Genomic DNA, 24,699 nt, shown 5'->3' with positions numbered 1-24,699 from the left:
CCTATGCCTCCAGATGGTCGGCGACGAGCTCCACGAGGCTCTCCACCTTGCGGCCCCAGTTGAAATGCTCGGTGTCGTCGTCGAAGGTCATGCGGCAGTTGGAGCAGCTGGTGACGAAGGCCTCGGCCCCCGTGTCCTCCACCTGCCGCTGCTTGATGCGGAAGACCTTGTGCCGGATGGCGTCGGCGCGGCTGATGGTGACCACCCCGCCGCCGCCCCCGCAGCACCAGTTGAGGTCGCCGGTCTCGTCCATCTCCCGCAGCTCCACGCCGAGGGCATCGAGCACCACCCGCGGCTCGGCGGTGGCGCCACCCCGCCGGGAGACCTGGCAAGGGTCGTGGAAGGTCACCGAGCGGTCCATGGACTTGAGCTTGAGGCTCCCCTGGCGCACGCCGTCGGCCAGGTATTCCGAGATGTGGCGCACCTTGAAGGGCAGCTCGGCGCCGTAGCTGTTGGCCCCCATCCAGCGCAGGGCGGTATAGGCATGGCCGCACTCGGGCAGGACCACCGTATGCGCCCCGACGCTCTTGGCGGCCTCGATGATCTTGCCGCTCATGTCCGCCTGCCAGTCGGTGTTGCCCGACAGCAGGCCGAAGTTGGTGGCCTCGTAGCCGTCGGTGCGGAAGGTCCAGTCCACGCCCATGTGGTTGAGGATCCTGGCCATGTCCGCGATGGAGCGGGGGTATTTCATGATCTCGATGGACGACACCGTCACCAGGACATCCGCCGACTCCTTGTCCAGCGGGATGGCCACCTCGTAGTCATCGGCCAGCCACTCGATGCGATCCTCGAACACCTCCGGGTTGGCCCCGAGCGGGCTGCCCTCGCGCTCGGCCTTCTCGGCCACCTCGTGCAGCTCGGCCGGGACCAGCCCGGCTTTGAACATGCCGTGACGGGCCTGGCTCACCAGGCCGGCGATATCGATGCCCATGGGGCAGACCATGGTGCAGCGCCCGCACACGGTGCAGGAGTCGTAGAGCAGCTCCTGCCAGCGCTGCAGCTCGTCGACGGTGACCTTGTGGGTAAGCCCCAGCCAGCGGCGGATGAAGCCGAAGGGGCTCATCTCCCGCTGATAGGCCCGCCGGAAGGGCGCCAGCTTGTGCACCGGGGTGTACTTGGGATCCCCGGTCTCGCGGTAGAAGTGACAGGCTTCGGCGCATTGGCCGCAGTGGATGCAGGCATCCAGGTGGGTGGCGGTGACCGCGCCGATGTCCTTGACGAAGTTGCTGACGGCCCGGTCCACCCGCTCGGCGTCGGATAGCTCACCCTGCTTATCATAGCGGGCCTCGCCAAGGTCGGGACGATGCGGCCGGGTATCGTGGGCAGCGGAGGATTGGCTCATGTCTTCGCCCCCTTGTGGGCGGCGCGGGCCCCGGTGAAGCCCCGCGAGAAGAGGAAGGTAAAGGTGTGCATGAGCTTGCCGAAGGGCAGCCAGATCAGCAGCAGCTCCACCGACAGCAGGTGGACCGCCAGCAGGGTCTCGTAGCGGGCGCCGAGGTGCTGCACCGCCATGAACCCGGTTATCACCGGCAGGATAGTGACGAGCCAGCTGAGATAATCATCCGGGGTCGACAGAAGCCGGAGCACCCCGTGGCTCAGCCGGCGAATCAGCAGGGCCACCAGCGCCGCCAAGGTAACGGCCCCGGCCAAATAGACAACCCAATAGGGCAAGCCGGGCCACGAAATCCCGGTAAGATCCCGAATGAACAGGATGTGCGGCCGGTAGCCGAAGACCACAATGGCCAAGCCGATGTGGAAGGCATAGCCCATCACATGGCTGAACAGAACCCGGTTCTGGAACGCCCGGTAGGGCCAGAAGCGCCGCAGGATGGTCTGCAGGGCCCCGCCCAGGGCCGTGCGGTTGCCCCGCGGCTCGGAGTGATCCCGCTTGTAGGGCAGCAGGAGCAGACCCACCAGCCGCCAGATGACCCCCGCCACCAAAATGATCAGCGAGGCCTCCAGGGCGGGACCACGGGTGAATTCGAGCAGGGTCACGACTGGCTCTCCTCTTGGGCCTGGGCATGGCGCCGGCGGTGGCCCCAGGCCGCGCCGGCACCGGCGGCAACGCCCACGGCGGCCGCGGCGGCCAGGCCCTCGGCCTCGCCCCACATGCCGGCCGACAGGGGCTTGTAGAAGCTCCCGGCGTCCCAGAAGTTGGGCTCGGAGCACCCCAGGCAGCCGTGGCCGGACTCGATGGGGAAGCTGGTGCCGTTGTTCCACTTGGCGGTGGCGCAGGCGTTGTAGGTGGTGGGCCCCTTGCAGCCCACCTCGTACAGGCACCAGCCCTTGCGCGCGCCCTCGTCATCGAAGGACTTGGCCATCTTGCCCTGGTCGTAGAAGGGCCGGCGGTAGCAGCGGTCGTGGATGGTGTCGCCGAAGAAGGCCTTGGGCCGGTTGTAGTGGTCGAGCTCCGGGATCTGGCCGAAGGTGAGGTAGTGGGCAAAAGTGCCGCTGATCACCACCGGCACGGGCGGGCACCCGGAGACATTGATCAGCGGCTTGCTGGGCACGTGGCCGTTGGCCATGAGCGACTCGACGCTGCGGGCGTCGGTGGGGTTGGGGTCGGCGTAGGGAATGCCGCCGAAGGCGGCGCAGGTGCCCACCGAAACCACCGCGGCGGCGTTCTCCAGCGTCTCCGCTAGCATCTGCAGGTTGGTCATGCCGGCGATGGTGGAGTAGGCCCCGCCGGCCCCGGTGGGGATGGAGCCGTCCACCACCACCAAGTAGCCGCCCTCCCCGGCACGCTCCATGGCCTCCTCGCGCGCCTTTTCGGCGGCGTGGCCGGAGGCGGCCTGAAGGGTGTGGTGGTAGTCCAGAGAGATGAAATCGAAGATCAGCGATTCCAGCGTGGGCGAGTGCGACCGGGTTAGGGACTCGGTGCAGCCCGTGCACTCCTGGAAGGACAGCCAGATCACCGACTGGCGCTTGGCCGTCTCCAGGTTGGCCGCCATGTCGCGGGCGAAGGACGGCGGCATGGCCATGGCCGAAGCCATGGCGGTGCAAAACTTCATGAAGCCCCGGCGGCTTATGCCCCGCTGGAGCAGGAAATCACCGAGAGTGGATGGTCCAGCCATGACACGCCCCTTTCGGTCGAAAGGTTGCACAGGAACCCGGTTCCGGCTGCCGCTGCTTGCCGTTGCGGCAGACCTCTAATCATCGCTCCAGCGAACGGGAGGAACCTCACCAGCGCCTTCGGCCCCCCCCTCCCGGTCGGCCTCCGCGGCCTCGGGCAGGCGCTCCACCAGCTGCTGCAAACCGGTCCGCACATCGGCCGCCTGGGCAACCAGGATGTCCGGGACCCAGGCCATCTCGATGCGCTCGGCCACCATGTCGCCGTCGGCCCCGAAGTAGGTCGCCCACCACACCCCGGGGAAAGCGGTTTCCTCCAGCTCGGTGGCTCCCATGGCCTGGACCGTGGCGGTTACCTCCCCGGTGCCCAGCAGGTCGCGCAGCTGCTGCAGGTCTTCCTCGGTCATGATGGGCAAGGCACGCAGGTCGATGGCCTCCGGCTCACCGCCGCTCACCAGCCGATCCAGCCGCACCGCGATCTCCTGGAGCAGAGAGATCACGGGGGCCGGCAGCTGGGACCAATCCTCCGCCTCCAAGCCCCCCGCGCTCACGAGCCCGCCTCCGCCGGCGCTTGCCCAAACCGCCAGCGGCTCACCTGCTCCCGGACGAGCCGGGCAGCCTCCGGGACGGCAGCCGTCACTGGTGCCGAGGGCCGTTCGCTCCAGGAGAAGCTCGCCGGCTGCACCGCAACCACCGCCCGCCGTTCGGGCAATCCTTCCGGCATAAGCGCCGCTGCGGCGAACAGGTCGGGCAGGCCGACATCGTGGACATTCCAGCCCGAGGGGCGGTTCACAAAACCGTCCAGCTCGGCGTGAGCGAGTAGCCGAACCGTGCCCGGCTCGGCTCCCAGCTCCGCGGCATCTACCACCACCAGCTCCCGGCTGTCGGCGACCTCACCGACCAGATGCAGTCCGCCGGTGCCGCCATCCATCAGCCGCACGCCGGACGGCAGGTCCGAGTCGCTTTCCAGGTATCGGATCACATGGAGACCGGCCCCCTCGTCCTCACGCAGGCTATTGCCGAGACCGAGGATTAAGGGGGTCGGGGGTTCAGAGCCGAGAGGATCGGGAGCCAAAAGCAGGGGTCCTTTCGTGGAATGGGGCAAGGCCTAGGGTCAACCTAGCGCCTCAACCGGAGGAGTCACAATCCCCAGGGGCATTTTTCGCGGGCAGGTTTGATCTGGATCAAACCGTGGGTAAGGTGGGGTGCATAGGGTGGCCAGGACCACGAGAGGAGCCCGCCATGTGCCTGACGGTCCCCATGCAGATCCAGTCCATCGACCGGCTCGTCGCACACTGCGCCGCCCGCGGCGTGGAGCGGGAGGTAAGCCTGCTGTTCCTGCAGGACGAGGACCTGGCCCCGGGCGACTACGTGCTGGTGCAGCTGGGCCAGGCGGTGGAGAAGGTGAGCGCCGCCGACGCCGAGGCGAGCTGGGCGTTGCTGGACGAGATACTGGCGGCGCAGGACGGCAACGAATAGTGTTCAGTTTTCAGTGTTCAGTAAAAAACGGAGGCCCTTCACCCGTTCGGGGTTCATTGGGGCCTCTCCGGCCTGCCGGGCCGTTGCCGTTACTGAACACTTTAAACTGAACACTGAAAACTTGTTTTACCCGATCAGCACCATTTCCTCCGACGCCGTCGGATGGATGGCTACCGTCCGGCGCAGATCGTCCAGGGTGCCCCCGGCCTTCACCAGGGCAGCGAAGCCCTGGAGCATCTCGTCGGCGCCGCGGCCGATGATGTGGATGCCGGCCAGCTTCTCCTGGGGCCCGATGGTGATGACCTTCATGGCCGTGGCCACCTTGTGGTCCAGCAAGGCGTAGTACATGTCCTTGAAGGTGGTGGTGTAGCACCGGTAGCCACCCTGCCCGTACCGGTCCTCGGCCTCCTCCTCGGTGAGCCCAACGGTGCCGATGGGCGGATGGCTAAACACCACCGAGGGGATGTCGGCGTAGTCCATGCGCGCTTCGGGCTGGCCGCCGAAGAGGCGGTCCGCCAGCTTGCGGCCGGCGGCGATGGCCACCGGGGTGAGCGGTACCCGCCCGGTGACATCGCCCAGGGCGTGGATTCCCGGGACATTGGTGTCCTGCCATTCGTCCACGGGGACGGTACCGTCCGACCCGGTTTCCACGCCCGCCTCCTCCAGGCCCAGGCCCTGGGTATTGGCGTCGCGGCCGATAGCCCACACCACCTCATCGAAGGGCCCCGTGCGCTGCCCGTCCTGGGAGACCAGCACCTTGCCCTCGTTGGTAGCCTCCACCGCGTCCATGTGGATGCAGGTCAGGAAATTGACCCCGGCGGCGCTCATCTCGTCCATGAGGGTCTCGCGCAGGATAGGATCGAAGGTGGCCAGCATGTGCTCCCGGCGCAGCAGCATGGTCACTTCGGAACCCAGACTATTCAGGACCCCCGCCAGCTCCACGGCGATATAGCCGGCCCCCACCACGGCAACCCGGCCGGGCTGGTGGTCAAGCTCGAAGAAGCCGTCGGAGGTGATGCCATGCTCTGTACCCGGGATATCCGGCCAGCGCGGCCGGCCCCCGGTGGCGATGAGGAGGTGATCGGCGCTGTAGGTTTCACCGTTGACAGCCACTTGCCCGGGCCCGGTGAGACGACTGCGGGCCTGAATCCAGTCCACCTCGGCCACCTCCAGGTTGCGCCGGTGTACACCGTTGAGGCGCTCGATGTAGGCCCGCCTCTGGGCGGCCAGGCGGGCCCAATCAAGCTCCACGGTAGCGCCCTCGAAGCCGTAGCCGGGAGCGTCCTGGCAAGCCTCTGCGAGGCTGGCGGCGTTCCACATGACCTTTTTGGGGACGCAGCCCTCATTGACGCAGGTGCCACCCAGGGGACTGGGCTCCACCACCGCGGTACGCGCGCCGTAACTAGCCGCTCGCTTGGCTGCGGCCAGACCTCCGCTGCCACCACCGATGACCAGGAAATCGTAGTGCTGGGTCATGTTGCCTTCCTTACGTGACACATCTAAAGCGGGGCCGGGATTCTACACGGGCAACAACCCGTGCGCTCCCCACCACCCCCCCTTCCCTGGCTACGGCTAGCCCCGGCACCCGTTTTCAAGTTCACCGCAAGCGGCTGCGCTCAGGGGAAAAACCGGCGACCCCGCCGGCTCAGGCGGCGTACCTTGTGGCGCTGGTGTTCCCGCGCCTCGTTGCCGGAGGATTCCATGCGCCTGAGCCGCCCCGCCATGTCATCGCCGGACTCGGTGGTGCCGGAGGCCACCAGGTTGCCGCGCAGCCGGCGCCGCTCGATGGCCATGACCTCGCCCTCCAAGCGCTGGCGCAGACCGTCGGGCACGGCGTAGAACACGAGCGCCACGAAGCGCGCCCAAGGCAGCTTGTCCACCCGAATCAGGTGCGCCGGGAGATGAAAGATGGCCGCGCCCCCCTCCCCTGTTGCGTCGAAGGCCAGTAGGACATGGACCCGCCGCTGACGGTGACTCCCGCCGCCTTCCACCAAGCTCAGATCGGGCTGCTGCTCCGGAAACCGTATCCGCATGCCCCCTTCGCTCAGGTTGATGTTGCGTTGGGGTACCTTTGCCAGGAGCTTTTGGGCGTTCTCCAAGGACGCCGAATCGGGCTGGTAGAAGGCGGATCCTTCCCCGTCCTGCCGATACAGCCAGACACGGGGCGGTATGGCGCTCTCGAGGATGCGAAAGCGCAGGCCCGTGGTAGCGCGGTAGTAGCGCCGGCGCTCCCGGGTGTACCCGGCCTCGGTGGACTTGTCCTGGGATTTCCTAGGGTTTTTCGCCATGCCGTCACTCCCTTCGGCTCCCCTATTGCCCGGGAAGCGAGGATCGGGCCCAGTGCCCACAGGATAAACTATGGCATGCCCGCGCCGCAGGCGTCATTGGGCTCGCCAGCCATCAGCCCAGGCCGAAGGCCCCCCGAACCCCGTCCACCACGAACTGGACCGCGATCGCGGCCAGGATCAGTCCCAGCAACCGGTCGATCACGTTGGCCCCGGTCTCGCCCAGGACCTTCATGATACGGGCGGTAAGCAGCAGGGATGCGAGGGTGATGAATAGGACGACAAGGATGACACCCAGCCGGATGCCCTGGCCGGCTAAGTCCGGACTGTCCGAAGCCATGAGCAGGACGGTGGTGATGGCACCCGGGCCGGCGATCAGAGGGAAGGCGAGCGGAAAGATGGAGATGTCGTCGCGCTCGTAGGCCTCGGCCTGCTCGCTGGGCGTAGCCCCCCGCAGCCCCGATTGCCGGGCGAAGACCATGTCGATGGCGACCATGAACAACAGCAGACCGCCGGCGATGCGGAAGGCGGGGATGCCGATGCCCAGGGCCGACAGCAGGCCGTTGCCGACGGCGAAGAACGCCAGCAAGATAGCCGCCGACAGGGTGACGCCTTTCACCGCCGTCCGCCGCCGCTCGGCGTCGGGAAGGCCGCGCGTGAGGGCGGCAAAGATGGGCGCATTGCCCACCGGATCCACCACCACGAACAGCACGACGAACGCGTTGAGGATCCAGTCCATGAGCCTCCATGAGGATTGCTTACAGGGGGCAGCCAAACCTCTGCCGGACCGGGCCGTGACCTATCAGCTCTGGCTGCACTTGGCGACCGACATCGATCTGACCGTGGGCGCCCTCGGGTGGTGCACCTTCCCTGCCGGGTGGTATGTCCACACCGGATCGGCAAGGCGGGGCCTGCGGGCCCGTTTGCGCCGCCACAGCGATCCGGGCGCGACCAAGATGCTCCGCTTGCACGCCGATTATCTGCTGGCCAGCCCCTACGTTACTGTCCACTTCCTGAGTCTGTCCGCCGAAGCGGAATGCGCGGTCAACCACGCGGTGGGCGGCTCTATCCCTTGCAAGGGATGCGGGGCCTGTGACGGCCGCCATGGCTGCGGCAGCCACCTGCATTACCTGGGGGGCCGAATTGCGGCCCCGCGCCCCTGGCACCCCTGCCCTAGCTTTCGCCTCCGCGGGGCTTGTGAGCCACGAGCTGGGCCTCATCGCGCCACCCCCGAGAAAGGTCACCGATACGGTCCTCCTCCCGATAGACCCGGATCCGGAGGGGGTCGAACAGATCCAACAGCTCGTTGTCGGCGAGCCGGAAGCGCCGCGACCCGGGACCGCGATCGCTTAACCGGGTGCGGTTGAAAGTCTGGTAGAGCAACACCCCGCCCGGCCGCAAGGCGGTGATAAGCGCAGGCGCCAGCTCCCGCTCCAGGAACCGGCTCACCGCGATGACATCGTAGCCCGCCGCCTCCGGCGGCGCCGCCACCACATCACGCACCTCGGCGGTCAGGGACAGGCCCCGATCTTGTGCGAAGGCTGCGAGCTTGGCGATGGCCGTCTCCGAGCTGTCCCAGGCCACCACGTCAAACCCGGCCCGGGCCAGATAGACGGCGTTGCCCCCCAGTCCGCAGGCCACATCCAGGGCTCGGCCACCCGCCGGCAGCAGGTGGTCATTTTCGGCCAAGACAGCGGCGGGATCCGCATCGGCGACGGAGGCGTCCCTGTAGCGGTCTTCCCAATCAATGGGCACGGGCAAAATCTCAAAAAGCTTTCAGTTTTAGGTTTTAAGTGTTCAGTAACGGCCAAAATCGAACGGCGGCTCGCGTTGACGCAAAGCAGCCGCTACCGTTTTTACTGAACACTGAAAACTGCCGTCAAGACACCGCCCACTCCCTTACTACCTCGGCCACGTCGGCGCTTTCCGGGATGGAGGCGGCCTCCAGCTCGCCGTTGTAGGGCGTTGGTACATCGGCCCCGGCGACCCGGGCCACCGGGGCCTCCAGCTCGAAGAAAGCGCTTTCGTTCAAGGCGGCTGCGATCTCGGCGCCGACCCCGCCGAAGCGGCAATCCTCCTCCACCACCAGGGCACGGTGGGTCTTAGCCACCGAATCCTGGAGGGTCACCAGATCGATGGGTCGCAGGCTGCGCAGATCCACCACCTCGCAGTCGATGCCTTCTTCAGCCAGGGTTTCGGCTGCGGCCAGGGCCACCTCCACCATGCGGGAATAGGCGATCAGAGTGAAATCCCCTCCTTCCCGCTGAACAGCGGCCGCGTGCATGGCGGGGAGCCCAACGCCGTCGCTGAAGGGACCGGAGTGGAAATACAACAGCTCGTGCTCGAGCACCACCACGGGATCGTCGGCGCGGACGGCCTGGCTCAGCTGGCCGTAGTGGTCCTGTACCGTGGCCGGAGCAACCATGCGCAACCCGGGCACATTCATCAGGGTGTGCTCCAGGCGCTGGGAGTGCTGGGCGGCGAGCTGGTGGGCCACGCCACCGGGCATGCGCACCACCAGCGGCACCTTCACCTGACCCCCGGACATATATCGCAGCTTGGCGGCCATATTGATAATGGCGTCCAATGCCAAGAGGGCGAAGTTTACCGTCATGATCTCGATCACAGGGCGGCCACCCACCATGGCCGCGCCCACGCCCAGCCCGGTGAAGCTGTTCTCGCTGATAGGGGCATCGCGGACCCGCCACTCGCCGTACTTGGCGTACAGCCCCTGGGTGACCCGGTAGTTGCCGCCGTACAGACCGACGTCCTCGCCCAGCACGAACACCGCATCGTCATCGGCTAGGGCCCGGTTCAGGGCGAGGTTGAGGGCCTGCCAAGCCATCAGCTGGTCTCCCGGTTCCACCGGGGCAAGCAGCCCGGCGTTGGTATCGTCGCCCTTGCGCTCGCTCATGGCCGCCCCCGATACAGGTGGATGGGCTCGACGTACACATCGGCATGGAGTTCGGTGGGCGGCGGGCTAGCGTCGGCGAAGGCCAACGCCTCGTCCACCGCCGAGCGGGCCTGCTCCGCCAGCCCGTCGGCCTCGTCCTCGGCCACCCAGCCCTCTTCATTGGCCCGCTTCCGGAAAGTCCGGAGGGGGTCGCGGGCGCGCAACTCGCTTACCTCCAGGGCAGAGCGGTAGGCACCCGGGTCAGCCATGGAGTGGCCGCGGTAGCGATAGGTCTCGCATTCCAGCAGGTAGGGCCCGTTGCCGTCGCGGACATGGTGGAGGGCGTGCCGGGTAGCGTCATAAACGGCCAGGACATCCATGCCGTCCACCCGCTCGGCCTCGATACCGTAGCCGCAGGCCCGCTTGTGGACCTCGGCAATGGCCGAGTGGCGGTGAATCTCGGTGCCGATCTGGTAGTGGTTATTTTCGCAGATCAACACCACCGGTAGGCCCCACAGGGCCACCATATTCAGGGTCTCATGGAAGGTGCCCTGGTTCACCGCGCCGTCGCCGAAATAGCACAGGACCACATCGGGCTCGCTGTTCAGGCGCAGCCAGTAGGCGGCCCCGGCGGCGACGGGGAAGGTCTCGCCGACAATGGCGTAACCGCCCAAAAAGCGCCTGTCCATGTCGAATAGGTGCATAGAGCCCCCGTAACCTCGGGAGCAGCCGTCGGCCCGGCCGAACAGCTCAGCCATCACCGCCGCAGGCGTTATCCCCCGCACCAGGGCATGGACGTGCTCGCGGTAAGTGGTAACCACATAGTCCCCGGGATCGGCGGCGCGCAGGGAGCCCACCGCCACCGCTTCCTCGCCGGGATAGAGGTGCAGAAAGCCAGCGATTTTGCCCTCGGTGTACTGCTCCGCGGCCCGCTGCTCGAATTCCCGGGCGAGGGCCATGTCGTACAGAAAGGTCTTGGCGAGGTCGCGGCGCATAAAGGCCTCCATGGTTTGGCACGCGCGGAAGGCATCGGGTGGCCTCCTACCCTTCTACATTTCCAGCCTGTTCGGGGGCAAACACCGCCCGGGCGGGGCCGGAGCCCCTTGAAAAGCCGGCGAGCCTGTCTTGTACCGGAGAACAACAAAAAGCCCGCCCGGACATGCCCGGGCGGGCTTTGGTTAGGCCTGGCAGCAATCGGCTTAGCTCTCGGCGGCCCCGTACTTGGGGGCTACCATGCGCACTTTGGCCAGGCGCAGCCAGGAGAGGACTCGGATGTAGATCCAGCCGATGTCGATCTCCCAGCGCCGGGCCGCAAAGCGCGCCGAGGACAGATACCGGTGGTGGTTGTTGTGGAGCTCTTCACCACCGATAAACAGGCCCCAGGGGACAAGATTGCGGCTGTTGTCCTTGACCTTGTAATTGATGTAGCCGATGTAATGCGCGGCGCCATTGATGACACCCGCCGCCCAGAAGGGAATCCATGCCATCTGCACCACCCACATGGCGGCGCCGATCAGGGGCCCGAACAGTGCCACGTTGATGCCCAGCATGATGATAATGCCGAGATTCTTTAAGGGCGTGTAAAAGCGGCGCTCGATCCAATCGTCGGGGCAGCCCTTGCCATATTTGTTCAGCGTCTCCTGGTCATTGGCGGCCTTGCTGTAGACCACGGCGCCCAGGAAGAGCATGCGCCAGATCCCTTCATTGAGAGGGCTGTGCGGATCCCTCTCGCGATCGGCGTAAGCATGGTGCTTGCGGTGAGTGGCCACCCACTCCTTGGTGTTCATTCCGGTGGTCAGCCACAGCCAGAAGCGCATGAAATGGCTGACAATCGGATGCAGGGAAACGCTCTCATGGGCGATGGCCCGATGGAGGTAGATCGTGACGCAGGCAATGGTGATCTGGGTCAACACCAAACCGTAGAGGACATAGCCCCACCACGGCAGGTCAAAAAAATGCGGAAGCATATCCGTCCTTTCCCAATTAGGCTCTGGGTCCAACACCGACCCACCCCGGAATGGGCAGGCCATAGTTAGAGTGCGTGCAGACGGAGGCCTTTGTGAAGGGACTACCGCCCGTGTCCAAGCTACCCTTTTCCGAAAGGCCCCAGCTGTCACCGGGACCTTTGTTACTCATTATACCGCCATCGGCAGCGGGGGGAACCCCTTTTATTGGGCTCCTGCTCAGATGGTATTGCGCACCTCGCTGACACCGGGCACGCGCTGTTTGAGCTTGCGCTCCACGATGGTCTTGAGGTCCATGGTGGAGCTGGGACACCCGGAGCAGGCCCCCAGCATCCGCACCCGCACCAGCGAGCCTTCGATGTCTACCAGCTCCAGGTCGCCGCCATCCCCCCTGAGGAGGGTGGCGGCCTCTTCCAGGGCCTCCCGGACCCGATCCTCATCGATGGCCAGATCCTCGTCCGCGGTGGGCTCCTCACCGGGGCCAAGGCCGTACTGATCGGCCAGGGCCTGGGCGCGAGCCAGCTCGTAAGCCCGGTCGGGGTCGAACTCCTCGATCTCGTCGAGCTCTTCCTCGGTATAGAAGCGCTCCAAATCGGCAATCTTCTGGAGCAGCTCGATTTCCTTGGCCTGAGTCGGGACAGCCATGGCCAGCTAACTCCTTGGACAACTCCGACGGGCGGACGTTGTCTCCTACTTCGATTTTATTCGGTAAGACCGTCGGCGGGTCAACCGCCCCCGGTCTTTGGTCCGCAGACACCGCTTTCGGGACCTTCAACCGAACCAACGCCGGGCGTTGCGGAACAGCCGCAGCCAGGGCCCGTCCTCCCCCCATGGCCCGGGATGCCAGGAGAACTGCGCGGTTCGGAACAGGCGCTCCGGGTGCGGCATCATGATGGTGAAACGGCCATCCGGCGTGGTCAGTCCCGCCACCCCCTCTGGTGCCCCGTTGGGGTTGGCCGGATAGACTGTGGCCGGCCCGCCGTGGGGGTCGGTATAGCTCAAGGCCACCTCGCCTTGCTGCCCAGCGGCTTCGAGGGCTCCTGCGGCGAACACTGGCCGGCCCTCGCCGTGCGCCACAGCCACGGGCAAGCGGGAGCCGGCCATGCCGGCGGTTAGCAGTGACGAGCTTTCCGCCACTTCGGCCATGACCAGCCGGGCCTCGAACTGCTCCGAGCGGTTGCGCCGGAAGGCCGGCCAGTGCTCCGACCCGGGGACAAGCTCGCCAAGCTGGCTCATCATCTGGCAGCCGTTGCACACCCCCAGCGCCAGAGTGTCCTCGCGGGCGAAGAAGGCCCCGAACTGACCCCTCAGCCGAGGGTTCTCCAGGATGGCCTTGGCCCAGCCGCCGCCGGCGCCCAGGACGTCGCCGTAGGAGAAGCCGCCGCAGGCGGCCAGGGCCTGGAAAGCGTCTAGCTCCTCGGAGCCGGTCTCCAGGTCGGACATGTGCACATCCACCGCCTCGAACCCGGCCCGGTGGAAGGCGGCGGCCATCTCCACCTGGCCGTTGATCCCCTGCTCCCGGACCACCGCAACCCTTGGGGCGGCGCCGGTGGTCACGAAGGGGGCGGCGACGTCTTCCGCCGGATCGAAGGTGAGCTCCGCGTGAAGCCCCGGGTCTCCTCGATCAAGGATGCGGTCGTGCTCTTCGCGGGCGCATCCCGGCTCGTCGCGCAGGGCCTGCATATGGCGGGTAGTCTCCGACCAGATCCGGTGCAGCGCCACCCGGTCGGCATCCACGAAGGTTGTGCCGCCGGCGGTCACCACCAGGCGATCGTCATCCCGGGGGGCACCCAGCACGTGCACGCAGTCGGTGAGCCCATTGTCCGCTAGGACCCGCAGGACCTCAGCCCGTTCCCCGGGGACTACCTGGACCACCGCACCCAGCTCCTCGGCGAACAGCGCCGCGGCGGGCTCGCCATCGGCAGCCGCCTCCGCCAAGTCCGCCGTCAGGCCGCAGTGGCCGGCGAAGGCCATCTCCGCCAGGGTGGCCAGGAGGCCGCCGTCGGAACGGTCGTGATAGGCCCGCAGCCGGTCCTCCCCGGCCAGATGCTGGATGGCGGTAAAAAACCCGGCCAAACGCTGCGGATCATCCACATCGGGCGCCTCCTCGCCCAGCCTCTGATAAACCTGGGCGAGGATGGAGCCTCCCAGGCGATGGGCGCCGACGCCCAGGTCGATGAGCAGCAGCTCCGCCGCGGGGTCCGGGTCGAGCTGCGGGGTCAGGGTGGCGGTGGCATCCGCCACGGGGGCGAAGGCGGAAACCACCAGCGACACCGGCGAGGCCATCTCGTGCGCACCGGCCTCGTCCGTCCACACCGTCTTCATGGACAGTGAGTCCTTGCCCACCGGAATGGCGATATCCAGGGTCCGGCACATATCGGAGACCGCCGCCACGGTGTCGTACAGGTCGGCGTCATCGCCGGGGTGACCCGAGGCCGCCATCCAGTTGGCGGATAGCTTGACCTCCTCCAACCGACGCACGCGGGCCGCGGCGATGTTGGTGATGGCCTCGGCCACCGCCAGTCGGCCGCTGGCCGACCCCGACAGCAGCGCCGCTGACGGGCGCTCGCCCATGGCCATGGCCTCGCCGCGGCGGGTGTCGAAGCCGGCCAGCGTGACGCCCACGTCGGCCACCGGCACCTGCCACGGCCCCACCATCTGATCGCGCGCTACCTGGCCGGTGATGGTACGGTCGCCGATGGTGATCAGGAAGGTCTTGTCGGCCACCGCCGGGTGCTGCAGCACCCGCTCGGCGGCCTCGGCCATGTCCAGGGAGCCAACGCCCAGGGGCTGGCCGGGCCGCTTGAAACGGCTGGCGTCGATGGTCTTCTTGGGCGGCTTGCCCAGCAGGAAGTCCAGATCCATGTCCACCGCAGCCGGGCTGCCCTCGCCGTCGGTCACGCTCAGGTGTTCGGCCTCGGTGGCCTCGCCGACGACTGCATAGGGGCAGCGCTCGCGCTCGCAGATGGCCCGGAGGCGGGCCAGGAAATCCGGATAGACGGCGATGACATAGCGCTCCTGGGCCTCGTTGGTCCACAGCTCCGCCGGCGACAGGCTGGGATCCAACCGCGGGATGCGGCTCAGATCGAAGGTCCCGCCACGATCGGCGTCGTGCACCAGCTCCGGCAGGGCGTTGGACAGGCCGCCGGCACCCACATCGTGGATGGACAGGATGGGGTTCTCCTCGCCCAACCCCCAGCAGGTGTCGATGACCTCCTGGGCGCGGCGCTGCATCTCGGGGTTGTCGCGCTGCACCGAGGCGTAGTCCAGCTCGGCATCGCCGGCACCGCCGGTCTGGCTGGAGGCAGCGCCGCCGCCCAGGCCGATGCGCAGGGCCGCCCCCCCCAGCACCACCACCGGGGTGGCCGGCTTGATGTAGGCCTTGTTGGCCTTGATGGCGTGGCGGCGGCGAACGTTGCCCAGGCCGCCGGCGAGCATGATGGGCTTGTGGTAGCCGCGCAGCTCGGGACCATGCGGGCCCTCGACCTCGGCCTCGAAGGTGCGGAAGTAGCCGGTGATGCCGGGGCGGCCGTACTCATTGTTGAAGCGCGCCGCCCCGATGGGCCCTTCCAGCATGATGTCGCGCGCCGCGGCAAAACGCTCCGGCCGGCCGCGCTCGGCCTCCCAGGGCCGGGGGGCATCGGGCAGACGCAGATGGCTGGTGGTGAAGCCGGTGAGGCCGGCCTTGGGCTTGGCGCCGCGGCCGGTAGCCGCCTCGTCGCGGATCTCTCCGCCCGAGCCGGTGGCGGCCCCCGGCGACGGCGATATGGCGGTGGGGTGATTGTGGGTCTCCACCTTCATGACGATGGGTAGGGCCTCATCGCGGTGATAGTCCCACTCGCGGGTACCCGGATCGGGGAAGAAGCGGCCGGTCCAGGCACCCTCGATGACCGCCCCGTTGTCGCTGTAGGCGCTGATCGTCCGGCGGGGATTGTTCTCAAAGGTGGTCCGGATCATGCCGAACAGCGATTGAGACTGGGGCTCGTCGTCGAGGATCCAGTCGGCGTTGAAGATCTTGTGGCGGCAGTGCTCGCTGTTGGCCTGGGCGAACATCATGACCTCGACATCGGTAGGATTGCGGCCCAGCTCACCGAAGCCGTCCACCAGATAGTCGATCTCGTCGTCGGCCAGGGCCAGGCCCAGCTCACGGTTGGCGGTTTCCAGGGCAGCGCGCCCCTCGCCGAGCACGTCGATGGCCTCCAGCTCGCGCGCCTCCGGGGCCCGGAACAAGGCCCCGGCCTCGTGCATGACCCCGATCACCGCCTCGGTCATGCGGTCATGCAACATGGGCGCCACCGCGGCCCGCTCGGCCTCGGTCAGGGGCTCGGCGCCCTCCTTGGTCAAGGCGAAGGCGGTGCCCCGCTCCACTCGCCGCACCCGCTCCAGATTGCAGCGCCGGGCGATGTCCGTCGCCTTGGACGACCACGCCGACACGGTGCCGGGCCGCGGCACCGCAATCAGGTCCGGCCGGGACAGGGCCGAATCGTCCCCAGGGGCCTCGCCGTAGGTCAGGAGGCGCCCCAGAACCTCCCGGTCATCGGCCGTCAGCTCGCCCGCGGGCTCCACGAAATGGACGAAGGCCGCAGCGACATCGGCGATCGCCGGGGCGGCCGCCTGTATCTCGGCCAGAAGGCGCTGCCGCCGGAACTCGGATAACGCGGCGGGACCAGCAAAGACTTCCATAGGAATACCTCGTCGTCCGCGGCACACCGTTACGGCCCGCTCTACGAGCAAGCCAGGGTCAAGGCGTTCGATTTAGCAGGGATTCGGAACGCGGGCCTGGTCCGTGGGCGCCCCATGGAGGTGAGGCGCGGCTGGCCTAGAGCTCGACGCCCAGACGGCGCCCGATCTCGCGGTAGCCTTCGAGGACATCGCCCAGGTCGCGGCGGAAGCGGTCCTTGTCCAGCTTTTCGCCGGTCTCCAGGTCCCAGAGGCGGCAGCCGTCGGGGGTAAACTCGTCGCCGAGCACGAGCTCGCCATGGAAGCGGCCGAACTCCAGCTTGTAGTCCACCAATTGCATGCCGCCCGCCTGGAAAAGGGCGTGCAGGACCTCGTTGACCCGGAAAGAAAGCTCCTCCATGCGGACCACCTCCACCTCGGTGGCCCAGCCGAAGGCTAGGATATGGAAACGGTTGATCAAAGGATCACCGAGCTCGTCGCTTTTGTAGAAGAACTCGAACACCGGGCGATCGAGCACAGCCCCCTCGGTCATGCCCAGGCGCCGGGCGAGGCTGCCGGCGACCACATTGCGGACCACGGCCTCCACGGGGAGCATATCCAGGCGCCGGACTTCGCTCTCGGTCTCCGACAGGCGTCGGATATGGTGGACCGGTATCCCACGGTCCGCGAGCAGACCCATGATGTGGGCGTTGATGCGGTTGTTGAGCCGGCCCTTGCCGGCCAGCTCGCTGGTCTTGGTGCCGTCGAAGGCGGTGGCGGTGTCCTTGAAAGCCAGCACCAGGGTGTCCGGATCCTCGGTGGCGAAGACCTGCTTGCCCTTGCCCTGGTACAGCATCTCGGCCTTGGTCATGGGCTAGACTCCTTGGCCGCCGGCGGCAGCCGTCATCCCTGGGACTGCACCACCGCCGCCCCCAGGGCCCGGGAGTTGGCGATCTGCACCTGGCCTTCGGAGGTGTCCAGGGTCACTGTCGCCGGCGAGATCGACGCCAGGGTTCCGGTATGCTCGCCGATGCTGATGCGCGTACCCGGGCGCCAGCCGCTGCCCTGGACGAGATCCAGCCCGGCGGAGAGCTCCTGGAGGGTGGGCTGCAGGGCAAGGGCTCCCACCAAGCCGACGGTGAGGGCCAGGGCCCCCAGCAAGACCCCGTCCACGCCCACCGTGGCCAGCGTCAGCATGCCGCCACCGAGTACCACCAGGCCTCCCGCCAGCTGCCGGAAACGGGCCTGGAACGGGCGCAACATGTCGCGGCCGCGGTCCTCGTGGGGGTCGCTGAAGAACTGGAAGATGGCCACCAGGGCTTCGAAAACCAGGACCGACCCGGTTAATACCACACCCAGCGCCAGAAGAGTTGCCAAAAAGATGTCGAAACCCCCTTCCAGCCCCAGGGCTTGCCACGCCAGCCACAGGCCAACGGCCAGGGCGACTCGCCCCGTGGCGTCATCGAGCTCCTCCACCAGATGGTCGTCCAGGCGGGTCTCGGTCTTGCCGGCCAGCTTGCCCACCCAACCGCCGAGCACCACCGGCATGGACCGCGACAAGGACCAGAACACCACCAGGATCACCAGGGCCAGCAGGATATTCCAGGTCATGGGGCGTCCCTTTTTTGCTCCCCCCAACTGGGAGGCTGGATTGTCCGAACCGCGGCAAGCCGGCCCATCCGGTCCCGTTGGCTGGGCCCGGCCTAGCGGCGTTTGCCGAAGGCCGGCTGGATTGCCTGCAGGAACTGGGTCACGCTCTCCTGGGAAGCTCGCTTCACCTCGTCACCCTCTCGGGATTCGGCCTGGGCCAGGATGCGTGTAGCGCCGTTTGCTTGGGGCCGGCTTTCCAGGGTGTAGCGAACCCGGCCCTGCGAGGGGGGCTCCACGCCCAGATGGCGATGGTCCTCGCCTGAAAGCCAGCCGGTCCGCAGCAGCCCCAGGCGCTCCTCGGCAACGGCAATGCCATGGAGCAGAAGGGCTGCCCGCACCGACCCCATGGCCCATGCCTCGGGAACAGGAACGTTCAGGGTGTTACCGTCAAGGCTGGCCATCCAGTCGCCTTCCGCCTCCGCGGAATCAGGGCCGGTCCTGGGCCGCTCGATATCGGGGAGATCCGGAAAGGGGTTCTGGGTGGCCAGGGGCTCGGCCGTAAGGTCAGGGGGGATGGCCAGGGACTGGCTCTCCACCGGGTCAGCGCCGTAGTCGGGGCCTCGATTGGGGCCGCAGGCGACGGCCAAGACCCCGGCCAACAGCACCGGGAACAGGGGGGAGAACCGGCGGACGGTTCCCGATGCGGGCGGCTTCATGGCAGCGGACTCCCCTACCGGACGAAGCCGGCCCGAGGTGACAGCCTCGGGCCGGACTGGGCAAGATAAAATACGGGCCTTCGGCTCGGTGACCGAGCCGCCGGACCCTAGCACGCGCTTTGGAATCCCGGCAAATCGCAATTTCGCCGCCGGGCAGCGGATCACTGCAAGCCTTCAAGGAAGCGGATCACAGACTCACGCATGGCGGGATCGGCATAGCCGGGAAAGCGACTTTCCGTGTCCGGGTCCAAGGCACGGGGATTAGCGAGCCAGCGGTCCAGCAACTGGGCATTCCAGCGCGCGGCAGTCACCCCGTCCACCGACGGGGTCCGGCCCACCACCCCGCGCAACGGCGGCCCGGCGCCACCCCGGCGGTCGGTCGGGTCCAGGCTATGACATCCCAGGCACACTTGGACCGCGGGCGGCATCAAGCCCTCGCCTTCCTTATCCGCCGGCTCTCCGTCCGTCTGAGCGGCAGCGGCGGGCAGCAGCAAGACGAGCCCAATCGCCGCCCCGAGCTTTTGGCCGTTGCCGCCTCGGGCTCGCCGCACGTTACTCCTTCAGCTCCTTATGGAGCTCCCGGAAGAGCTGCTTGGCCTTTCCGGGGATATCGGCGTTTTCCACCGCATCCAGGCCGGGGCCTTTGGAGGCATCGCCCACGGCGATAATGCCGACCATGCCCAGGCCTTCATGCGGCAGGCAGTAGTAGTGATGGGCGCCCTCCGTGGAAAAGCTGACCTCGTAGTCCTGCCCCGGGCTCTTGAAGCCACTATCCCAGACATCGGCGCCGGCGGGAATCAGCTCGGGCTTGCCGCGATTGTCGGGATGGTACGCGGCGGCGTTGTGGCCCGGATCCTTGAAAACGAAACGTACGGTATCTCCGGGTTCGGCCTCAACCAGGGCGGGCTCGAAGACCATGCGGTCGCCGTCGCTGCCCATGTTGAGGACTTCCACCTCGTGGACTTCGGCCCAGGCCGCGTTGGCGGTCAGGGCCAGGATTCCCCCCAGCGCGCAAGCCATCAGGTTGGTCTTCATTACCTCTCCTAAGCGCTTCCGTGGTGAACTTGGCTAGGACACTGGCTCGTCATTCAAGCTCCGACCAGCCCCAGCCCCTCCAGGGCCCGGCGCAGCTCGGGCCGATACGTCTCCGCAAGCGGTGTCAGCGGCAGGCGGATGCCGGGACCCATTTGTGCCGTTTCGTGCAGGGCCCACTTTACGGGAATGGGATTGGCCTCCCGGAACAGGGCACGGTGCAGGGGCGCCAGCTGGTCGTCGAGGGCCCGGGCCCGGGCCAGATCCCCGGAGATGGCCGCATCGCACATGCCTGCCATGGTCCCAGGGGCCACGTTAGCGGTCACGGAGATACAGCCCTTGCCACCGGTGAGCATGAGGGGCAGGGCGATGCCGTCCTCTCCAGAAATGATGTCGACACGCTCGCCGCAGGTCCGGACCAGAGCCATGGAACGGCCCACATCGCCGGTAGCGTCCTTGATGCCGACGACAGTGGAAAGGTGGGAAAGCCGGTCCACCGTGGCCACATCAATCTGACAGCCAGTGCGTCCGGGCACGTTATAGAGGATCTGGGGGAGGTGAACTTCCTCGGCCAGCGTCTGGAAGTGCTGGTAGAGGCCCTCCTGGGTCGGCTTGTTGTAGTAGGGGGCCACGAGGAGAGCCGCATCCGCCCCCACCTCGCGGGCGTGGCGGGTCAGTTCCAGGCTCTCGCGGGTGGAATTGGAGCCGGTGCCGGCAATTACCGGGATGCGGCTTTGAACCCGGTCCACCACGAAGCGGATGACTTTGCGGTGCTCGTCGTGGTCCAGGGTCGCCGATTCGCCGGTGGTCCCTACCGCAACGATGCCATGGGTGCCCTGTTCCAGGTGGAAGTCCACCAGGTCGCCCAGGGCATCCCAATCGATCGCCCCGTCCTCCAGCATGGGGGTCACCAGGGCGACTATGCTTCCGTGGAACATCGCTCGCGGTCCTCCCGACCTGTGCAGTGTTTTGCCGACCCACCTCGGGTCCTTCGTCAAGAATCGGAAGCACTATAGCGGCCAACCGTATACCCGAGCAAGCAACTCCGGTTCAAGCCCTCCGGCCAGGCCTCTGGGATGGCGCCCGCCGGCCCGGTAGGATGGTCATGGAAAGCAGTGGCCAACGCCCTTAGGGATATTCTTCTAGGTAAGGCTGTCACCCAACCATGCGCCACAGGGCGGAGGGAATGCGAGAAGACAAGCGCCTGTTCGTATTGGATACCAACGTGCTCATGCACGACCCGAGCTGCCTGTTCCGGTTCGAGGAGCACGATATTTTCCTGCCCATGGTCGTCCTGGAGGAGCTGGACGCCGGCAAAAAGGGCATGTCCGAAGTGGCCCGCAACGTCCGCCAGGTTTCCCGCCTCCTCGACGACCTGTGCCAGAGTGTCGAGGATTTCAGCCAGGGTATGCCGTTGCCGGGCACGGGCGGTAGGCTGTTCTTCCAGATGGACGCCATCGAGCACCCCCTGCCCTTCGACGTCTCCCAGAGCAAGGCCGACAACCAGATCCTGGGGGTGGTCCTGGGCCTTAAGCACCGTCACCCGGAGCTTTCGGTGACCCTGATCACCAATGACATCAACCTCCGGATCAAGGGGCGCACGTTCGGCCTTCACGTGGAGGACTACACCAGTGACCACACGGTGGAGGATCCCGACCTCCTCTATACCGGCCATAATGTGGTGGCGAATGACTTCTGGGAGTCCCACCCGCTGCAGATCGCCGATTACGCCCCGGAGGAGGGCCGGACCTTCTATCGGCTTTCCCAGGTGGAGGAGAACTGGTGGCCCAACGAGTTCGTCTACTCCGAGGGTCACGGTGAGGACGAGGGCCTGTCCTACCGGATCACCCCCCGCCAGGATCCGGCCAACTACGTCATCGAGCCCATCCGCGACTACGCCAAGCCCAACAACGCCGTATGGGGGATTACCGCTCTCAACCGGGAACAGAACTTCGCCCTCAACCTGCTAATGGACCCGGAGGTGGATTTCGTCACCCTCCTGGGCCTGGCGGGCACCGGCAAGACCTTGCTGACCCTGGCCGCCACCCTGGACCAGGTGGTCGAGGAGAAGCGCTTCGCCGAAGCCATCATTACCCGGGCGACGGTGCCCGTGGGGGAGGACATCGGCTTCCTACCGGGCACCGAAGAGGAGAAGATGGCCCCCTGGATGGGGGCAATTGAAGACAACCTGGAGCTGCTGACGGGGGGCTCAGGCGGCGGCAAGGGCGGCAAGGGGTCCGCCGAGGCCAGCTCCTGGGCGGCCCAGGTCAGCCAGGACCTGCTGCGCCACCGCATCCGCATCAAGTCGCTGAACTTCATGCGCGGGCGCACCTTCCTCAACCGCCTGATCATCATCGACGAGGCCCAGAACCTTAGCCCCAAGCAGATGAAGACCCTGCTCACCCGCGCCGGTCCCGGCACCAAGATGGTCTGCCTGGGCAATATCAACCAGATAGACACCCCCTACCTCACCGAGGCCAATTCCGGGCTTACCTATGTGGTGGACAGCTTCAAGGAGTGGCAGCACGGCGGCCACATCACCCTGGTCCAGGGCGAGCGCTCGCGCCTGGCCGACTTCGCCAACCAGGCGCTGTAGGAGGGAACCGGCCCCTCGCGGCCAGGGGCCGGCTTGGCCGAAAGGTTCCGGGAAGCTACTCCCCGATAGCCCGCTGGACTCCTTCCAGGTACTTGCGGGTGATCTCGGGGTCGGGCCCATCGGCTTCCACCCAATCGCCGACGTCCTGGTGCGGCTCCTCCTCCATCACCTCGCGGTACTGATCGACGCTTACCCGGCTGCCGCCGGCGTCGCGGGGGTCCACCGACACCCGGAAGCGGTAGCGGGCGTCCTTGCCGAAGCCCTTGGTGAGGACCTTCATGGTCAGGGACCAGCCGCCCTCGTTGTCGCCGTGCCAGGCCTTGTAGGCGCGGGTGGTGGTGAAGCGTCGGGCCTCGCGGTCCTCTTCGGCCATCCGCAGGCCCTGCAGGTAAGTGGCCGCCCGCACCATGGCGTAGGTGGCGGCCGGCCCGTAGGGACTGGCCAGCCACTGGCCCTCGCCCTCCCCCCGGATCTCGGCTAACCATTCCTCATCCCCGACGCTGGTACCCTTGGCCTCCATGAACTGGCCTGCCTGTTCGGGCTTGGTGGGCTCATCCGGCGCTTCGCCGCCGCCGTTATCGGCTTGCCCGTCAGTCTCCGTAGCATCGCCGCCTTCGCCACCTTCCTTTCGGGCGCTCGGCTCCGACGATCCGCGTGCTTTGGTGCTATCCCCCGAGCCCTCGGCACGCTCGCCCGAGCCGGAATCCGGGCCGGATGCCGCCCCGCCTTCCGGCGGTTCATCCCCTTTCTCCGGGGAGCCCTCCTCCGAGGCACTCCCCTCCGGGGCGTCCTGGGCCTGGCTCGACTCCGCCTCGGGATCGTAGATGACGGTGTCGCCCACGGTGTGCTTGGCGCCGCAGCCGGCCACCAACACCGCTGCCGCGACCATCGCGGTCGCGGCGAGGCTCAGGCGCCGCGGGTCCTCTGCCTTGGCCATGCTCAATTCCCTTCTTTCCGCGGCGTATCCGTGCCCCGTAGGGCATTGATGATCGCCGTGCTGGAGCAATCCTCCCGGAACGGCAGCACCACCACCTCGCCGCCAGCCGCCGTTACCGCTTCATAGCCCGCTATCGCCTCAGGCCGATAGTCCCCGCCCTTGACCAGATAGTCCGGCCGGACCCGTTCGATCAAGCGCTGCGGGGTGTCCTCAGCGAAGGGGACCACCCAGTCCACGGCGGCCAGCCCCGCCAGCACCGCCATGCGCTGCGCCAGCGGCGTCACCGGCCGCCCGGCCCCCTTCAGCCGGGCCACCGAGGCATCGTCGTTGACCGCCACGATCAGGCGGTCGCCGAGCTCGGCGGCCTCCTCCAGATAGGCCACGTGACCGGCGTGCAGCAGGTCGAAGCAGCCGTTGGTCAGCACCACCCGCTCGCCGTGGGCCCGGGCGTCCGCCAGAACCGTCATCAGCTCGGCCTCGCTCAGCACCTTGCGCCCGTCCTGCTCCGCCAGGTGGACCCGGCGCAGCTCGGCTGGGGTGACGGTGACCGTGCCCAGCCGGCCCACCACCACTCCGCCGGCGAGGTTGGCCAGGGCCACGGCGTCGGGCCAGGCCTCGCCGGCGGCCAGGGCCGAGGCCAGGGTGGCAATCACCGTGTCGCCGGCGCCGGTAACATCGAAAACCTCCCGGGCGCGGGTAGCGATGTGGTCCGCCTCGCCCCCGGGGCGCACCAGGGTCATGCCGCGCTCGCCGCGGGTGACCAGAAGCGCCCCCAGGTCCAGCTCGGCGCGCAGGGCCTCGGCCCTGGCGACCAGGTCGGCGTCGGTCCCGCAGGGGCCGACCACCGCCTCGAGCTCCGCCCTGTTGGGGGTGATGGCGGTAGCGCCGCGGTAGCGCCGGAAGTCGGTGCCCTTGGGATCCACCAGCACCGGCTTGCCGGCCGCTCGGGCCCGCTCGATGAGCCCGCCCACATCGGCCAGGGTGCCCTTGCCGTAGTCCGACAGCACCACGGCGTCGCTGCCCGCCAGCTCGTTGGCGAACCGGTCGCCCAGGGCGTCGACGTCGCAGGCGGCGAAGCCCTCCTCGAAATCCAGCCGGATGAGCTGCTGATGGCGGCTGAGCACGCGCAGCTTGACCAGGGTGGGGATGGCCGGCTCGCGCAGGAAGCGGCAGTCAACGCCCCCGGCCGTGAGCGACTCGGCCAGGGCGTCGGCCTCGGTATCGTCGCCGGTGAAGCCGAGCAGGCGGACGCTGGCGCCCAGGGCCGCGGCGTTCAGGGCCACGTTGCCGGCACCCCCGGGACGGACCTCCTCGCCCTCCACCCGCACCACAGGGACGGGCGCCTCCGGCGAGATGCGGCCGGTCCCCCCCGACCAGTAGCGGTCGAGCATGAGGTCCCCGGCCACCAGCAGGCGGGCGCGGGAGAAATCGGGCAGGCGCATGGGGAGCGGGTCCTCTACGTCGGCAAAGGGGCCAAGG

The 24,699-nt window shown here is 67.4% G+C and carries 24 protein-coding genes and 1 pseudogene; 3 read left to right on the top strand and 22 right to left on the bottom strand.

What is annotated here, in order from left to right:
* Position 1: 1 nt before the first annotated feature.
* The 5 genes from V5A19_RS01810 to V5A19_RS01790 all read right to left on the bottom strand — a co-directional run bounded on the left by V5A19_RS01810 (position 2) and on the right by V5A19_RS01790 (position 4,144).
* Positions 2-1,342, bottom strand: a complete 1,341-nt coding sequence (locus tag V5A19_RS01810) for a (Fe-S)-binding protein (RefSeq protein WP_332317601.1) — start codon at positions 1,340-1,342, stop codon at positions 2-4.
* A complete protein-coding gene (locus tag V5A19_RS01805; protein WP_332317600.1) occupies positions 1,339-1,995 on the bottom strand; it encodes a hypothetical protein in 657 nt (218 codons plus the stop codon). The genes V5A19_RS01810 and V5A19_RS01805 overlap by 4 nt, the downstream gene beginning before the upstream one ends.
* Entirely contained in the window at positions 1,992-3,074 is a 1,083-nt protein-coding gene (locus V5A19_RS01800; protein WP_332317599.1) for a hydrogenase small subunit, read from the bottom strand. Before V5A19_RS01800 ends, V5A19_RS01805 begins: the two co-directional genes overlap by 4 nt.
* A gap of 75 nt (positions 3,075-3,149) precedes the next feature.
* Positions 3,150-3,620, bottom strand: a complete 471-nt coding sequence (locus tag V5A19_RS01795) for a hydrogenase expression/formation C-terminal domain-containing protein (protein ID WP_332317598.1) — start codon at positions 3,618-3,620, stop codon at positions 3,150-3,152.
* Positions 3,617-4,144, bottom strand: a complete 528-nt coding sequence (locus V5A19_RS01790) for a hydrogenase maturation protease (RefSeq protein ID WP_332317597.1) — start codon at positions 4,142-4,144, stop codon at positions 3,617-3,619. Before V5A19_RS01790 ends, V5A19_RS01795 begins: the two co-directional genes overlap by 4 nt.
* 167 nt (positions 4,145-4,311) lie before the next feature.
* Between V5A19_RS01790 and V5A19_RS01785 the strand changes: the two genes are divergently transcribed.
* Complete coding sequence (locus V5A19_RS01785; protein WP_332317596.1) at positions 4,312-4,548, top strand: HypC/HybG/HupF family hydrogenase formation chaperone; 237 nt, start codon at positions 4,312-4,314, stop codon at positions 4,546-4,548.
* Between the two features lie 126 nt (positions 4,549-4,674).
* On the opposite strand, the gene gorA is transcribed toward V5A19_RS01785, so the two are convergent.
* From gorA to V5A19_RS01770, 3 genes are all read right to left on the bottom strand, one after another.
* Complete coding sequence (gene gorA, locus V5A19_RS01780) at positions 4,675-6,024, bottom strand: glutathione-disulfide reductase (protein WP_332317595.1); 1,350 nt, start codon at positions 6,022-6,024, stop codon at positions 4,675-4,677.
* A gap of 140 nt (positions 6,025-6,164) precedes the next feature.
* Positions 6,165-6,836 (bottom strand): hypothetical protein, encoded by a 672-nt coding sequence (locus V5A19_RS01775; RefSeq protein WP_332317594.1) that lies wholly within the window; start codon positions 6,834-6,836, stop codon positions 6,165-6,167.
* Between the two features lie 112 nt (positions 6,837-6,948).
* Positions 6,949-7,572, bottom strand: a complete 624-nt coding sequence (locus V5A19_RS01770; protein WP_332317593.1) for a MarC family protein — start codon at positions 7,570-7,572, stop codon at positions 6,949-6,951.
* On the opposite strand from V5A19_RS01770, the pseudogene V5A19_RS14270 reads away from it, so the two are divergent.
* Positions 7,505-7,951, top strand: a pseudogene (locus V5A19_RS14270) (DUF123 domain-containing protein); the annotation flags it as partial. The gene V5A19_RS01770 and the pseudogene V5A19_RS14270 sit on opposite strands and share 68 nt — an antisense overlap.
* A 55-nt stretch (positions 7,952-8,006) precedes the next feature.
* Here the strand turns inward: V5A19_RS14270 and V5A19_RS01765 are convergent.
* From V5A19_RS01765 to dapA, 12 genes are all read right to left on the bottom strand, one after another.
* Positions 8,007-8,588 carry a class I SAM-dependent methyltransferase gene (locus V5A19_RS01765; protein WP_332317592.1) on the bottom strand — a complete coding sequence of 194 codons (582 nt, stop codon included), beginning with the start codon at positions 8,586-8,588 and terminating at the stop codon, positions 8,007-8,009.
* A gap of 124 nt (positions 8,589-8,712) precedes the next feature.
* Positions 8,713-9,678 (bottom strand): alpha-ketoacid dehydrogenase subunit beta, encoded by a 966-nt coding sequence (locus tag V5A19_RS01760; protein ID WP_443081398.1) that lies wholly within the window; start codon positions 9,676-9,678, stop codon positions 8,713-8,715.
* A 65-nt stretch (positions 9,679-9,743) separates the two neighbouring features.
* Complete coding sequence (gene pdhA, locus V5A19_RS01755; protein ID WP_332317590.1) at positions 9,744-10,721, bottom strand: pyruvate dehydrogenase (acetyl-transferring) E1 component subunit alpha; 978 nt, start codon at positions 10,719-10,721, stop codon at positions 9,744-9,746.
* Positions 10,722-10,925: 204 nt separating this feature from the next.
* Positions 10,926-11,693 (bottom strand): DesA family fatty acid desaturase, encoded by a 768-nt coding sequence (locus V5A19_RS01750; RefSeq protein WP_332317589.1) that lies wholly within the window; start codon positions 11,691-11,693, stop codon positions 10,926-10,928.
* A 216-nt stretch (positions 11,694-11,909) separates the two neighbouring features.
* On the bottom strand, positions 11,910-12,335 hold the full coding sequence (locus V5A19_RS01745; RefSeq protein ID WP_332317588.1) for a NifU family protein: 426 nt from the start codon (positions 12,333-12,335) through the stop codon (positions 11,910-11,912).
* Between the two features lie 126 nt (positions 12,336-12,461).
* Entirely contained in the window at positions 12,462-16,373 is a 3,912-nt protein-coding gene (purL, locus tag V5A19_RS01740) for a phosphoribosylformylglycinamidine synthase (RefSeq protein ID WP_332317587.1), read from the bottom strand.
* Between the two features lie 136 nt (positions 16,374-16,509).
* A complete protein-coding gene (gene purC / locus V5A19_RS01735; RefSeq protein ID WP_332317586.1) occupies positions 16,510-17,220 on the bottom strand; it encodes a phosphoribosylaminoimidazolesuccinocarboxamide synthase in 711 nt (236 codons plus the stop codon).
* A 32-nt stretch (positions 17,221-17,252) separates the two neighbouring features.
* Positions 17,253-17,960, bottom strand: a complete 708-nt coding sequence (locus V5A19_RS01730; protein ID WP_332317585.1) for a hypothetical protein — start codon at positions 17,958-17,960, stop codon at positions 17,253-17,255.
* Between the two features lie 92 nt (positions 17,961-18,052).
* Complete coding sequence (locus V5A19_RS01725) at positions 18,053-18,655, bottom strand: hypothetical protein (RefSeq protein WP_332317584.1); 603 nt, start codon at positions 18,653-18,655, stop codon at positions 18,053-18,055.
* A gap of 161 nt (positions 18,656-18,816) precedes the next feature.
* The gene (locus V5A19_RS01720) at positions 18,817-19,206 is read right to left on the bottom strand and encodes a c-type cytochrome (RefSeq protein WP_332317583.1); all 390 of its coding nucleotides are present in this window, start codon (positions 19,204-19,206) and stop codon (positions 18,817-18,819) included.
* A 1-nt stretch (position 19,207) separates the two neighbouring features.
* Complete coding sequence (locus tag V5A19_RS01715) at positions 19,208-19,690, bottom strand: plastocyanin/azurin family copper-binding protein (RefSeq protein ID WP_332317582.1); 483 nt, start codon at positions 19,688-19,690, stop codon at positions 19,208-19,210.
* A 53-nt stretch (positions 19,691-19,743) separates the two neighbouring features.
* Positions 19,744-20,625 (bottom strand): 4-hydroxy-tetrahydrodipicolinate synthase, encoded by an 882-nt coding sequence (gene dapA, locus V5A19_RS01710; protein WP_332317581.1) that lies wholly within the window; start codon positions 20,623-20,625, stop codon positions 19,744-19,746.
* 248 nt (positions 20,626-20,873) lie between these two features.
* On the opposite strand from dapA, the gene V5A19_RS01705 reads away from it, so the two are divergent.
* Positions 20,874-22,283 (top strand): PhoH family protein, encoded by a 1,410-nt coding sequence (locus V5A19_RS01705; RefSeq protein WP_332327677.1) that lies wholly within the window; start codon positions 20,874-20,876, stop codon positions 22,281-22,283.
* Positions 22,284-22,338: 55 nt separating this feature from the next.
* Here V5A19_RS01705 and V5A19_RS01700 read toward each other — a convergent pair whose 3' ends face one another.
* Both V5A19_RS01700 and hldE read right to left on the bottom strand, forming a co-directional pair.
* Positions 22,339-23,220 carry a hypothetical protein gene (locus V5A19_RS01700; protein WP_332317579.1) on the bottom strand — a complete coding sequence of 294 codons (882 nt, stop codon included), beginning with the start codon at positions 23,218-23,220 and terminating at the stop codon, positions 22,339-22,341.
* Positions 23,221-23,222: 2 nt separating this feature from the next.
* Complete coding sequence (gene hldE, locus V5A19_RS01695) at positions 23,223-24,662, bottom strand: bifunctional D-glycero-beta-D-manno-heptose-7-phosphate kinase/D-glycero-beta-D-manno-heptose 1-phosphate adenylyltransferase HldE (RefSeq protein WP_332317578.1); 1,440 nt, start codon at positions 24,660-24,662, stop codon at positions 23,223-23,225.
* Positions 24,663-24,699: the final 37 nt, after the last annotated feature.

The organism is Thiohalorhabdus sp. (genome assembly GCF_036628635.1).
Classification (GTDB): domain Bacteria; phylum Pseudomonadota; class Gammaproteobacteria; order Thiohalorhabdales; family Thiohalorhabdaceae; genus Thiohalorhabdus.
This window is presented reverse-complemented; position numbering and strand designations above follow the sequence as displayed.

Bases quoted from the DNA above. Each gene is read 5' to 3' on its own strand.
- V5A19_RS01810 (WP_332317601.1), bottom strand. From the start codon at position 1,342: ATGAGCCAATCCTCCGCTGCCCACGATACCCGGCCGCATCGTCCCGAC.
- V5A19_RS01800 (WP_332317599.1), bottom strand. From the start codon at position 3,074: ATGGCTGGACCATCCACTCTCGGTGATTTCCTGCTCCAGCGGGGCATA.
- V5A19_RS01785 (WP_332317596.1), top strand. From the start codon at position 4,312: ATGTGCCTGACGGTCCCCATGCAGATCCAGTCCATCGACCGGCTCGTC.
- gorA (WP_332317595.1), bottom strand. From the start codon at position 6,024: ATGACCCAGCACTACGATTTCCTGGTCATCGGTGGTGGCAGCGGAGGT.
- V5A19_RS01775 (WP_332317594.1), bottom strand. From the start codon at position 6,836: ATGGCGAAAAACCCTAGGAAATCCCAGGACAAGTCCACCGAGGCCGGG.
- V5A19_RS01770 (WP_332317593.1), bottom strand. From the start codon at position 7,572: ATGGACTGGATCCTCAACGCGTTCGTCGTGCTGTTCGTGGTGGTGGAT.
- V5A19_RS01760 (WP_443081398.1), bottom strand. From the start codon at position 9,678: ATGGCTTGGCAGGCCCTCAACCTCGCCCTGAACCGGGCCCTAGCCGAT.
- pdhA (WP_332317590.1), bottom strand. From the start codon at position 10,721: ATGCGCCGCGACCTCGCCAAGACCTTTCTGTACGACATGGCCCTCGCC.
- V5A19_RS01750 (WP_332317589.1), bottom strand. From the start codon at position 11,693: ATGCTTCCGCATTTTTTTGACCTGCCGTGGTGGGGCTATGTCCTCTAC.
- V5A19_RS01745 (WP_332317588.1), bottom strand. From the start codon at position 12,335: ATGGCTGTCCCGACTCAGGCCAAGGAAATCGAGCTGCTCCAGAAGATT.
- purL (WP_332317587.1), bottom strand. From the start codon at position 16,373: ATGGAAGTCTTTGCTGGTCCCGCCGCGTTATCCGAGTTCCGGCGGCAG.
- purC (WP_332317586.1), bottom strand. From the start codon at position 17,220: ATGACCAAGGCCGAGATGCTGTACCAGGGCAAGGGCAAGCAGGTCTTC.
- V5A19_RS01730 (WP_332317585.1), bottom strand. From the start codon at position 17,960: ATGACCTGGAATATCCTGCTGGCCCTGGTGATCCTGGTGGTGTTCTGG.
- V5A19_RS01725 (WP_332317584.1), bottom strand. From the start codon at position 18,655: ATGAAGCCGCCCGCATCGGGAACCGTCCGCCGGTTCTCCCCCCTGTTC.
- V5A19_RS01715 (WP_332317582.1), bottom strand. From the start codon at position 19,690: ATGAAGACCAACCTGATGGCTTGCGCGCTGGGGGGAATCCTGGCCCTG.
- dapA (WP_332317581.1), bottom strand. From the start codon at position 20,625: ATGTTCCACGGAAGCATAGTCGCCCTGGTGACCCCCATGCTGGAGGAC.
- V5A19_RS01705 (WP_332327677.1), top strand. From the start codon at position 20,874: ATGCGAGAAGACAAGCGCCTGTTCGTATTGGATACCAACGTGCTCATG.
- V5A19_RS01700 (WP_332317579.1), bottom strand. From the start codon at position 23,220: ATGGCCAAGGCAGAGGACCCGCGGCGCCTGAGCCTCGCCGCGACCGCG.
- hldE (WP_332317578.1), bottom strand. From the start codon at position 24,662: ATGCGCCTGCCCGATTTCTCCCGCGCCCGCCTGCTGGTGGCCGGGGAC.